Source organism: Parendozoicomonas verongulae (genome assembly GCF_009711465.1).
Taxonomy (GTDB): Bacteria; Pseudomonadota; Gammaproteobacteria; order Pseudomonadales; family Endozoicomonadaceae; genus Sansalvadorimonas; species Sansalvadorimonas verongulae.
Map to the genome: position 1 here is coordinate 20,565 of NZ_SMME01000852.1, position 12,658 is coordinate 33,222.

Sequence of the window (12,658 nt, forward strand, 5' to 3'; positions counted from 1 at the left end):
AGACCCTGATTTACACTGGCAGTTACTGAAAAAAATGACGCTCTGATTCCCGTTGTCTCTGTGCTATTGCTTCTCTGGCTAACCTGAAACAAGGCCTGCCCGTTAAAAGGGTGAGAACGGTTCCAGGGAGTTTTAAGGATGAACGGTGGTATAGATAGTTCCGGGGATAAGTACTCTCCTCAGGGAACTGGGGTTTCAAAAAAACAGCCTTTCCGTGGAACCAGAAAGAAAATCAGCCAGATGCGCCGGACTCTTCTGGTTCGTATTGGTAGAGAGGTTAAGGAAACCAAAGCACAGGCCAGTGTTAAAGAGTTCCATAGTGAGTTTGGCATAGAGTCCAGCTCAGACATTTCAGGCAGAAGAACGGAAAGTCATGAGCCTGTTATCCCGCAGGTAAAACCTCCCCAAAAAGAAAGAAAGCTTTTACGGTTTATAAAAGCCAAACCTAAGCCGGTTCCCGCTGAACCCCTTGACTCTCCGCCCCCCAAAAGTGCAATGCAGCCATTGCCCAAGTCGGCTTTACCCTTTGTGGGTTCACACCAATTGCCAGATAAGCTTGTTAACAACGGTGAGCACAGAAGAAGCTCCAGTATCAGTGATGATGGAACCGTTGAGACATTTGGAGCTGACTTCAGCAATCTGGATTCTAATACAGATATTGATGAGGTTTTGAATCATCCAGGTTTTGAACACCAATCTGGCTCACCAAAAAACCTCAATGCGAAAAGAAATCTGGCAGAAAAAGTGATTGGATGGGTCGCTGAGAAGGCATTAAAGAAGTATCTGCCCGTGGACTCTTACGAATCCAGCCATTACAAGGAAAAGATTGCCGAGCTGGAAGAAAAAATAAAACAGGCTGGTAAAGCCCGCAAAATGCAATCAAAACTCCATAAAGAGCACGAAAAGACTAAGAAAAGAACGGATAGCAGACTGAAGGATATTAAGGATAAGCACTCAGAACTGCAGGGAGACATTGTCCGCAATCAACAGAAATTGCGTGATGCCGAACAGAAAGACCCCAGCAGCGATCAGGCTCAGCATTACAGAAACAAAATTGCACAGCTGCAAACGCAAAATGACAAATTCATGCGTACCCTCGAGGAGGCAGAAGATGAAGTGCGTATGGCTGCACAGGCATTGGCCGCAGATGACGAAGTCACAGACAGACGCAGTGACGTGGAAACACAGCTTGAGCTACAAAAACAGGCCTACGAGCACAATCTGGCTTTAGCAAAAGAGAATCAAGATATTTTTAACCGGCAACTGGTTTCTCTGGTGTTAAGTCTTCGTCGTGTACATCAAGGGAAAACCAGCCTGCCACAGCTGAAAGTTTCCAGATTGAAAATTCCTTTTGAGGATGATTTTCTCGAACTGAGCAATGTGACTTTCAACCCTACGGGTATTGTTACCCGGCATGAAAATGGTCATCCGTTTGTTGATATTGAATTGTCGGATGTGGAAGCCAGTGTCCTTGCGCCCATTGATGGTGGTGTTAAAGCTGATGTCAGACTCAGTATTACACCGATAAAACTTACCCTGGGCGGCCCTATTGGAGGAGCTTTTCAAAAGTATCTCGACTGCAAGAAAAAGGATTTGGCTCCGGCTATGGGCCAGCTGGCAAAAGCCATGATCAGTGCGGCCACCGGTGATAAAGAAGATGCTCCCGTACATGTCAGTGCAGACATCGGAAAGGTGAGTGTTGAAACGGAAGGCACCACGGCAGAAACCATTACACGTGGTTTGAATATGGCCAGACGTAGCCCTGATTCGGTGTTGCACAAGGCCTTGGCACAGCTGCGATTACCCGTGAATGTTCATGTGCATCAGCTGGATGTTGATACCCATGGAGAGGTAGATCTCACCGTTGCAGTGAAGAACCTGAATGTAGCACTGAATCCCGACTTGAAAGGAGAGATGAGCGAAACCTCGCGCATGGCCTCTCTGGGGGTTAAGGTCGGCTCCATTCATGTTGATGCCACTGGGCCAGTAGCACTGGCCAGCAAGGCGGTTGGTCAGCTTCTTCCGCCCGACCCTTTGCAAGTTCTGGAAAAAACGCCTGTTTCAAAAGGTTTTCTCGAGAAACTTCCCCCTGATGCCTGTCACACAGTGAGTGGATATATTGGTGACCTTAAGGTTGACCTTGTGCAGAACGTGAATAAGCGGACAACCAGGCTTAGCCCGGAAAAAGCGGTTTGGCGCACGGAGGGGGATTCGTCAACTCATGTAGAAGTTGGCCGCCTGGATCTGAAAACAAAAGGTAACCTGGAAGTGAGTGGGGGTGTCAGTGGGATTAGCATTGACATAAACAGAACAGGCACATCTCAGGATGAGGTGTGCCTGAGCGTAGGTCAGAAAGATCAGGGAAATTCCGGTTTAGTGACTGTGACCTGCAAGCCGGCGTTCATGAAAAACCTTGTAGCGGCTATGGATGAAAATACCGAAGAACTGAGGACAAAAGAAAAGAAAGGCCCCTTAGATAATCTTCTGATTGATGGTGCAGCAACAATTGTTATGGAAGGTAGAACCGGTGTCGTCTATGACAGATTGACGGGCAAAAGCCGGGTTGATATTGATGGCCTGAAGGGTGATACCCTGAAATCTGCGTTAGTTTTGACGGAAGACGTGCGGCTACAACTGCCCAAAGATGTTGCAGGACAGATACGTGATGTTTATGTTACGTCCGAACCGGTTAAGCACAGGAATGTGAAAGAAAACAAAACGACAGTGGATCTTGGTCGTATCAATCTTGAAGGTCATGGGGACATTGTGGTTGATACGGGCATGGAGAATCCTCTGTGGCCTCGACATCATTTCTCGTTTCCACTCAACGGGAAAGGTCATCTCTGTGGTGTGAAAGTGGTGATGACAGAAATGCCTGAAACCGATAAAGGGCGTAATACAAAAAAAGTTGTGCTGGCCCATGAAACCTTGCGGGCGAGTATTGAAAATGTGAGTTCTGGCCGTATGAAAGTGGGTGGGTTGGGCTTAATGCTGGATCATAACCTTAATGGTCACTTAACAGTTAAGGGAGCATCAATCGGGTTTAATGACCTTGTGAATGATCAGGTGTCCTTCAATGTCAGAGCCATGCAGGATGAAGAAGAAAGGAGCTTTGAGCACCTTCAGGAAAGAGAGGGGCAACTTTTCGCCGCGCAACAAGCGAAAGAAAACAGGGAGGCTCTCCATCAAGAGCTGGTTGGCCCGACACCGGGTGTTCAGATACGGAATTCGCTCCCTATGCCCGCTTTTGTGAAAAAGCTGTTTCGCAATAAAACCCTGAATGTGAGCGGAGATATAGTGGTTTCAAATGGTGCTTTACACCTGAGTAAACTTCGCAAGTTAAAAGTCAATGTCAAGGCAGATCCGCAATCCGGGCTGGGTAACAGGATTATGGCGTCTGTCCTGAATACAGGCGTGCGAGTTGTTCTTTATTTTATGAGTAACATAGCCTTCGCCATAGGGCAGGAAAATGGCCGCCCTGTTGTACGTAGTCCGCTGCTGGGTAATGCCAGAATTCCTCTGCCAGCAGTTTTGGAACAGAACCTGATTGTTGATGGGGCCGGTGCATTGAATATTGCTGCCATGCAGAATCTGGCCACCGGTCTCTACTGTTTTCCTCGCAGCACTCAGCAGGAGCTGGATAGCTTGCTGGCGAAAGTCTACGAGAAGGGACAGTCCACCATCGCTTTAGATCAACTCCTTGGACGGGTTGAAGAGTGCATGAAGAATCAGGCCCGACTGCAGGAAGCTCTTTATCTGTTGAACAGCCTGCATGTGGATTCCCTGGTGAAAGAGGCCAGAGAACCGGGCAATGAATCCATGATGTCCCAGTTGCGCCGCGCGGCTCACGACGCACTGCAACACCCTGCTACACAAGGGCTGGCACTGTACATCTACAATGCTGGCTTTAGTGTGCTGGCACCAATCAGCCCTGAGCTGTTGGAATCTTTTGAAGAGTGTGCCGATGCCACGGGCATGCAGGCGATGAATCTTGCAGAAATCCTGTGGAAGTCGGGCCGTATCAGCCGAGCCGTTCCGGTACTGAAAAGGATTGCAGAGAAGGATAGCAGTCATGTCGAGGCCAGACTTCTGCTGGCCTGTTATTTCTGGGACTCCAATGACCATCTGGACGCCATGTTTGCGCTAAAGGATGCGGCTGTGGCGGGTGGTACAGAAACCACAAACAAGGTTCTGAACCTTCTTGATAACTACGCTGCTGAGATTGCCAGAGAGGACGATCAGGCAGTGAGAGAGTTGGTAACCCGACAGTTACGCCTGCTGCAGGGGGCTCTTGCCTTGCGTACAGAAGTGAAAGGGGGGGACAGCAGTGGCTTCCTGAGAGCTGTTGATCGACTTGAAAACCTGGCAGTCACTGATGAGGATGCCCGGGACGATGCCGTCGAGATTCTCAAAGATCGTTGCGATCACGCCTACCACATTCAAGAAGAGCTGGAGCTGGAAGAATGGGAAGTCTGGAATGACAAGATGACCCGTGCTGTTGAACGGATCGGTTCAGGTAAACCCGTAGATATGGAGCCGAAAGAGGCCTATATGGGAGCGCTGAGCCTGATGTACTGTTTCAAAGGTATCAACCAGAACCTTCAGGCAGCACAAGTATTGTTTGAATCCATTGATCCTCAAACCCCTGAAATTCGAATGCACCTCGGGATTATTGAGCGTGTTCAAGCTGAACGGAAAACACAGTTACAACAGGATACATCCGAAATCTGATTCTCCCTCACCTCTCTTGTCAGTCAGCCTGACCGCCACAGTCAGTATGACTGACAAAGGCCGTTAGGCTGGCTGAACCTTGTGTTAGTTACTCTGTCTGACTTCAGGCAAGGAAGAGGCGCACGCCTTAACACAGCTGGAATGGATGCCGTGACTTTTAAGATCAATGACTTCGGGGCAGACCATTTATGGAATCCAGTGTATCCAAATCATTTCTCAGCTTCTCACTCGGTATCACTTTGTCACTGGGAGCCGCTTTGGCCGTGGCTTTAAGTGGTGATACTCACACGACACAAAACCTGGGTTTTCAGGTCACTCTGGAGGCTGATGGTCAATCCTGGCCCGGTCAGGTTGTCATGACCCATGAAAAGTGGCTCAATGGCAGCACCCTGCGATTAAGCAGCCACTTCAGTGAAACACCTCCAGCCGGACTTGGCCTGCCAGAGTATGAAGATTTACAGGAAGACGGTGGTATGGTCTTCACCCGAATCAAGCAATCCCCTGAAAATAAGCCCGTAAAAGGCGAGGTTGAAGAGTTAATACGGGTGACGGAGTACGGGACTTTTGCCCATATGGGAGAGATGGTGGGACACCTTGCCAGTCAGCCGGAAGAGCGGGTGCAGCCTTTAAACAGCCGTCAGTATCTCAGTCAGTTCCTGCTGCTGGAAGAACCTGCATCAGTCAAGGAAGTGTTCGCTTACAGTGCTGGCAACGGTTATCAGTATGACCTGGCCATGAGTGATGGTTCTCAGATCTCCTATCAGCTCACCCAAATGAAAGAGCTGCAAGGTATTCGTGTACAGCGCAGCAACAGGGTACTGACTTACCGGCTCAAATAACGCATGCCATCCTCAATCCCCTTCACGGTAAGGGGATACATCCTGTTATCAACCAGCTTGAGAATCTGGTCAGTGGATGTGGTGTATTCCCAATGGGTTTCCGGATAAGGATTCAGCCACACCAGTTTGCGGTACTTGTCCATAAACCGCAGCATCCAGATGGAACCCGCTTCCTCATTCCAGTGCTCCACACTGCCGCCGGCTTCGGTGACTTCGTAAGGTGCCATGGTGGCGTCCCCCACAAAAATCACTTTGTAGTCTTCCCCAAACTTATGAAAGATATCCAGAGTTTGAATACGGTCCTTATGACGGCGCAGGTTATCCTTCCACACAGATTCATAAATAAAATTGTGGAAGTAAAAAAACTCCAGATGCTTGAACTCGGTTTTGATGGCGGAGAACAGCTCCTCACACACTCTGACGTGGGCGTCCATCGTGCCGCCGATATCCATAAACACCAGCACTTTCACATTATTGTGGCGCTCCGGCACCATTTTGATATCCAGCATGCCACCGGCCCGGGCTGTTGAATGAATGGTGTCGTCCATATCCAGCTCTTCCTGCGCACCTTCACGGGCAAACTTTCTTAAACGACGCAAGGCCACTTTAATATTGCGGGTGCCCAGCTCAACGGAGTCATCAAGATTACGGAATTCCCGTTTATCCCAGACTTTTACGGCACTTTGATTGCGGCCGCTATCCTGCCCCATGCGGATGCCTTCGGGATTAAATCCATAAGCCCCAAAGGGAGACGTGCCCCCGGTACCAATCCATTTACTGCCGCCCTGATGACGTTTCTGCTGTTCCGCCAGACGCTCTTTAAACTGTTTGATCAACTCCTCAAAATTACCAAGGCCCATGACCCTGGCTTTCTCTTCCTCGGAAAGGAATTTCTCGAACTCTTTGCGCAGCCACTCTTCAGGAATCATGGCCTCCGGGAGCATTTCCAGGGTATCGACCCCCTCAAAGAACGCGGAAAACGCACGATCAAAACGATCAAAGTGACGTTCATCCTTGATAAGAACAGCGCGGGCAAGATGGTAGAACTGTTCACGGTCTGCAAACACCAGATTGGCCTTGAGTGCCTCGAGAAGATCCAGATATTCGCGAATACTGACCGGTGCCTTGTAGCGTCGGAGGGTGTCGAAGAAATTCAGCAGCATATTCTTGTCGTTTTAATGTGTTGCGAGCTGCATAGGTTAGCAAAAGAAAGAGGCCAGAGACATTACTCAATAATGACTCTGGCTTCTGTTATCTTCCGGACAAGAAAAATTAAATAATTTTATGATCCTTGGCCAGAGAAACCAGATGGGTGCGGTTACGGGCACCGAGAACACGTTTGGCTTCACGGTAGTGGTAGTTTACGCCGTTGTCGCTGATATCTGTCATCTCAGCAATAGCCCGGGAAGACAGACCTTCAGAAGCCAGCTTCAGGATATGGCGAGCGCGGGGCGAAAGCACCTTGCGGACAATGTAAGGGTTGAACTTTTCCTGACGGAAAGCCATCAGTTCCAGATGCCAGCCCAGAATGCGAACATTCAGCACTTTGCGGACAGACTGGTAATGGGCAGCCAGCTCATCAGGCAACAGATCACTTTGCAGTGAGAATACGCACAGCCAGTCGGAGCCTGTCTGCCAGCGCAGGGGAATCAGCACCTGACTGGAAATACCGTAACGGCGGAACAGCTCAATGGCCGGGGTGCTGCCCGTACCGGGTGTCGGATAGATGATCGGCTCATAGGCAGAGATCAAACGCTGCAGAGTATCATCCCCTTCCGCCAGAGTGTGATAGTAAGTTCTGAGCACTTTATCAGACATTGTACCAAAGCCTTCACGACCATCGGCGCGCTGTTTGACATCAAAGTTCAGCATGCCAGAGCTGTCACGGCTGCCCAGATCTGTGGGCATAGAGCTGTAACGGAAGCTGGTAAAGCCGTATTTGGAAATCACATTCTGGATTTCCATCTGGATGATCTCCAGTGACCGTGAAGACTGTGTGAAAATATCATCGCTGTCACGACCATTGTCTTCCATAGCCATTTGGCTACTGAGTACTACACGACCTTCAGGTTTAACCTGTTGCATAAGGATCCCCTCAGATTTTCCAGAGCTTTTTCAAAACTGTTGACTGACATAAGTGTCTTTTTATGTACCCAGATAATGCAGATTCGTGAATAGCAAGGGAAGGGGGTACCTAGGCAGGTTGAAAAGAAAAAAACCGTTGTCTTTGTTAAGGGAAAAGATTTCGCCTTATAACTTTGCATAAGGCGAAGCTGTGGAGGGGGTTTGTCAATTGTGTCAGGGTTATGCGTATATCGTGTGGCGAATTTTTAACCGCCCCTCCGCGCCATAAAGGCCAGCTTTTCCAAAAGCTGCACATCCTGCTCGTTTTTTACCAGAGCGCCTGCAAGAGGGGGAATAGCCTTGGTGGGGTCGCGCTCACGCAGCAGGTCTTCGGAAATGTCGTCAGCCATCAGCAGCTTGATCCAATCCACCAGTTCCGAGGTGGACGGCTTTTTCTTGATACCGGGCACCTTGCGGACATCAAAAAACACCTCCAGCGCTTCTTGCACCAGCTCTTCTTTTATATTGGGGAAGTGTACCTGAACAATGTCTTTCATTGTTTTGCGGTCAGGGAAGCTGATGTAGTGGAAGAAACAGCGGCGCAGGAAAGCATCGGGCAGGTCTTTTTCATTATTACTGGTGATAATCACAATAGGGCGCTTCTTTGCTTTGACCTGCTGCTGGGTTTCATACACATAAAACTCCATGCGATCCAGTTCCAGTAAAAGATCGTTAGGAAACTCAATATCTGCTTTGTCAATCTCATCAATCAGCAGCACAACCTGCTCATCCGATTCAAAAGCCTCCCACAGTTTGCCTTTGATGATGTAGTTGCTGATATCGTTCACACCCACCACACCCAGTTGAGAATCCCGCAGGCGTGAAACGGCGTCATACTCATACAAGCCCTGATGGGCCCGGGTGGTGGATTTGATATGCCAGGGAATCAGGCGCATGTTCAGGGATTGAGCCAGCTGCTCAGCCAGCATAGTTTTACCGGTACCGGGTTCCCCTTTCACCAGCAGAGGGCGCTCCAGAGTGATGGCGGCGTTAACCGCCAGACGCAGATCATCCGTGGCAATATACTCATCGGTACTGTTGAACTTCATTCTTACACCCGCAGCGGTTTTCGTCGTTGTTATCGGATTTGTACTCTATCTGCGGGTTTGACTTATATCAATGTTTTCAGAGGGGTGGCCACCCTCTAAAACGGAGGCTCAGACTGCCCGATTAACGCATCACCGGTCACCGGGTGTTTCACCCTGAGGTAGCTGGCGTGGAGGTTGAGCCGTGGCGCGGCCGCAATACTCTCTGCGCTGCCATAAAACCGGCAACCAAGAATCGGGTGCCCCAGCTCCGTGCAGTGAACCCGCAGCTGGTGGGAGCGGCCTGTGACGGGTGTGAGCTTTAGGCGAGAGGTATTGGCTTCAGGGCATCGCTCCAAAACTTCGTAGTTTGTGAGAGCAGGTTTGCCCTGTTCAAAATCCACCATTTGTTTAGGGCGGTTGGGCCAGTCGCAGCGCAGAGGGAGCTCAATGACTCCGCTATCCTCTTCCACCAAACCAGCCACAACAGCGCAATACTTTTTCTCGGTTTCCCGCTCCTGAAACTGACGGCTCAAATGCCGGTGACTCTCTTTTCCCCGGGCGATCACCATCACTCCTGAAGTGTCCATATCTAACCGATGAACAATTTGGGCATCTGGGTAGGTTTCCTGCAGGCGGGAGATCACACAGTCACGGTTGGCGGGGTGTCGCCCCGGAACGGAAAGCAAGCCTGAAGGTTTATTGACCAGCAAGCAAGTGTCGTCTGCAAAGAGGATATCAACGGGTGCTTCGCAGAAAGGGACAAGAAAAGGCGCAGGGGTTTCGATTGCAGTCATTCGTTCTGGGTCTGGGGTGAGAAGTTGTCAGCGCCGGTATCTTAACAAAACCCTTAGCGGAACCTGAGTTTTTCTGCCTCTTTGCCATAGGAGAATGTACTGCAAATGTCGTTAGAAGAGATATGCGTATCAGTAAAACCTGATAGAAGTGCAAGTCATTAGAGCCGATGTACAAGTTTTTGTAGAATTCCCCGCCATTGTAAATGAATTGTATATTTCGTGCGAAATGGCTTTGTTGCACAGGAGCTAACAAGACAGTTTGGCACCAGTAAAAGGGGTTATCATGACACGCAACAGCGCAATAAAGTTTTTTGCACTGACAGCACTTTGCGCAGCCACGCAGGCAAATGCGGGTGCTTTTCAGGTCAATGAACACAGTGCGGCTGGCTTAGGGCGCGCCTTTGCCGGTGAAGCAGCTATTGCTGATGATGCTTCTGTGGTTGCCCGTAACCCGGCGGGTATGACGGAACTGCAAGGCCCTATGTTCTCGGCTGTGGGCAGCTATGTACAAACTGATGTTGAAGTTGATTCCAGAGTGTCTGGGCATACAACCCACAATAAAGATGTTGCTAAATCCTCATTTGTTCCAGCTATGTTTTACACAACACCGATTGACGACAAGCTGAGCGTTGGTTTTGGTGTATTCAGTAATTATGGTTTTAACACCAAGTATGGAAAAGAGTCCACGGCAGCTGCTGGTGCTACCCATTCCGATGTGAAGTCTGTGAACTTCAATACCAGCCTTGCGTATAAGCTCCAGGACAACCTGAGCGTTGGCTTTGGTGTTAATGCGGTTTACGTGCAGGGTGAGCTGGATAGCTACCTGAATAATTCAGCAAAAAATAGGGCGCTGGCTGCTCTCCAATCAGATCTGTCAGCTATCACTGAACTATTAAATATTGACCTAGCCACGCTTAAAAAAAGTGCTTCCAAAATTGACCCAGCCGCGCTTGGTTCCGGCACTATTATCAATGTGAAGGGTGATGACTGGGGCTTTGGGTGGAATGCTGGTGTGCTTTGGGAACCTTTGAAAGGAACACGTATTGGTGCCAGTTATCGCTCTGAAGTAAAAACAAGCCTTGAGGGTAAGGCCAAATCCGATGTCTTCAATGGGCAAGGGATTGTTCCCCAGTTTAACAGCAAAGGCTCTGTCGACTTTGATATGCCAGCTATTGCTGAACTGTCTGTTTATCAGGATGTTACTGACCAGCTGGCTGTTCACGCAAGCTACATGCGCACTTACTGGTCCAGCTTTAAAGAAATCACCGTTAAGCTGAAAAGTGGTGTCCCGGTTCCGTCTGAACAAAAAGACTTCAGGGATAGCTCCCGCTGGGCAATTGGTACAACCTACAAGCTGGATGACCAGTGGACTCTGCGCGCTGGTTATGCCTACGACAACAGTCCTGTAAGAAACAGCAAACGTGACTTCCGCATTCCCGATGTTGATCGCCAGTGGTACACAGCTGGTGCCAGCTACAAGATTGATAATGCCCAGAAAGTTGATTTTGGTTACGCTCTGTTGAGATCCAAAGAGGCTGATGTATCCCATATCACTCCGCTCGCAACTATTGAAGGCAAAATCAAAGCAGCCAAAGTCAACATCTTCAGCGTACAGTACAACTATGTATTCTGATGTATGCGTGATTGATTAAACACCAATCAACTCCTAACAAAAACCCGCCAGTTCATCCGAATTAGCGGGTTTTTGTTTGCTTATGTAAATGCGCCGTTACAAATTTTTTACATACTAAAAAGATATGCAGTCTGTGCAACTCAGAATGCAGTAAAAGTCATTAGTTTTGTGTGGTTTCTATTAGTAAGGTTCGTAACCAGATAAGGCCATTACGATAAAAGGCCGTTCAATAACGCACGCTAAAAATCACACAGACTGAGGTTTTCCATGAACCGCAACGGCTTAAAAGCTTTCACCCTCTCTGCACTCTGTGCAGCCATGTTGCCTGTAATGCAGGCCAATGCAGCAGGCTACCAGGTTAGCGAACATTCCGCTGCCGGCCTTGGCCGCGCCTTCGCAGGTGAAGCTGCAATGGCAGATGATGCCTCTGTTGTAGCGCGTAACCCTGCCGGTATGAGCATGATCGACAGCACCACCATTACTCTGGTGGGTAGCTATGTGGTTCCTGGGATTCATGTTGAAGATGCTAGCGGTAGCAACAGTGGTTCCAAGAAAGTAGCCGGTGAAGCTTTTGTGCCTGCTGCTTATATGGTTATGCCTATCAACGATCAGATTGCAGTTGGCTTTGGTGGTTTTACTAACTTTGGCTTTGGTACTGATTATGGTTCTTCTTTTAGCCGTTTAGATAAGGCGGATAAGAGTGAAGTCACTTCCATGAATTTCAATACCAGCATTTCCTATAAATTTAACGAAGATTTGAGCTTTGGCTTTGGTGTTAATGCTGTTCATACAGAAGCAGAGCTTACCTCTTCAACTCCTGTGGCAGCAGGCTCTCAGACCTTGATGGCGATGAAAGGGGATGATTGGTCATGGGGATGGAATGTTGGTGCATTATGGCAGGCAACTGACGCAACTCGTGTTGGTTTGAGCTATCGTTCTGAAGTTAAAAACACCTTGGAAGGAAAAGTTAAGTCTGATGTATTTAATGGTGCACCTGGGGTTGGAGGCGCTAACTGGAATACAAAAGGCAAGGTTGACCTAACTCTTCCAGCAATTGCTGAACTCTCCATTAATCATGACCTGACTGATACCGTATCTCTGCAGGCCAGCATTCAACGCACATTCTGGTCTTCTTTCAAGAGAATTGAGTTTGATCTTGCTAACGGTGCAAACATCCCATCCGTTGAAGAACACTGGAACGACGTGAACCGTTACTCTGTAGGTGCAACCTGGAATTACAGCAATGCCCTGACTCTGCGCGCCGGTATCGCCAGAGATGAAAGCCCAGTAGATGATTACTACCGCACCTTCCGTATCCCTGATACAAACCGTATGTGGTACACCGTTGGTGGTACTTACGCTCTGAGTGATAACAACACTGTCGACTTTGCTTATGGCTACATCAACGGCGGCAGTGAAGATATCTACGAGCACAATGATGCGCCAGTCGGCAAAATCAAAAACTCCGATGCCCACATCTTCAGCCTGCAATACAACTACCGCTTCTAA

General features: G+C 48.9%; 8 protein-coding genes. 4 read left to right on the forward strand and 4 right to left on the reverse strand.

Annotated elements, in window-relative coordinates:
- The first annotated feature begins 138 nt into the window (after positions 1–138).
- Entirely contained in the window at positions 139–4,731 is a 4,593-nt protein-coding gene (locus tag E1189_RS15345; RefSeq protein WP_155161209.1) for a tetratricopeptide repeat protein, read from the forward strand.
- A gap of 188 nt (positions 4,732–4,919) precedes the next feature.
- Positions 4,920–5,570, forward strand: a complete 651-nt coding sequence (locus E1189_RS15350; protein WP_155161210.1) for a hypothetical protein — start codon at positions 4,920–4,922, stop codon at positions 5,568–5,570.
- On the opposite strand, the gene E1189_RS15355 is transcribed toward E1189_RS15350, so the two are convergent.
- The 4 genes from E1189_RS15355 to E1189_RS15370 form a co-directional block, all read right to left on the reverse strand.
- Positions 5,555–6,733: a vWA domain-containing protein gene (locus E1189_RS15355; RefSeq protein WP_155161211.1), complete on the reverse strand. Its 1,179-nt coding sequence runs from the start codon at positions 6,731–6,733 to the stop codon at positions 5,555–5,557. The two genes, E1189_RS15350 and E1189_RS15355, sit on opposite strands and share 16 nt — an antisense overlap.
- 109 nt (positions 6,734–6,842) lie before the next feature.
- Positions 6,843–7,655, reverse strand: coding sequence for a helix-turn-helix transcriptional regulator (locus E1189_RS15360; RefSeq protein WP_155161212.1), 813 nt, complete (start codon positions 7,653–7,655; stop codon positions 6,843–6,845).
- A gap of 245 nt (positions 7,656–7,900) precedes the next feature.
- Positions 7,901–8,743, reverse strand: a complete 843-nt coding sequence (locus E1189_RS15365) for an AAA family ATPase (protein ID WP_155161213.1) — start codon at positions 8,741–8,743, stop codon at positions 7,901–7,903.
- A gap of 95 nt (positions 8,744–8,838) precedes the next feature.
- Positions 8,839–9,516, reverse strand: coding sequence for a pseudouridine synthase (locus E1189_RS15370; RefSeq protein WP_155161214.1), 678 nt, complete (start codon positions 9,514–9,516; stop codon positions 8,839–8,841).
- Between the two features lie 283 nt (positions 9,517–9,799).
- On the opposite strand from E1189_RS15370, the gene E1189_RS15375 reads away from it, so the two are divergent.
- Together E1189_RS15375 and E1189_RS15380 are read left to right on the forward strand one after the other, a co-directional pair.
- Positions 9,800–11,149, forward strand: a complete 1,350-nt coding sequence (locus E1189_RS15375; protein ID WP_155161215.1) for an OmpP1/FadL family transporter — start codon at positions 9,800–9,802, stop codon at positions 11,147–11,149.
- Positions 11,150–11,416: 267 nt separating this feature from the next.
- Positions 11,417–12,658: an OmpP1/FadL family transporter gene (locus E1189_RS15380; protein ID WP_155161216.1), complete on the forward strand. Its 1,242-nt coding sequence runs from the start codon at positions 11,417–11,419 to the stop codon at positions 12,656–12,658.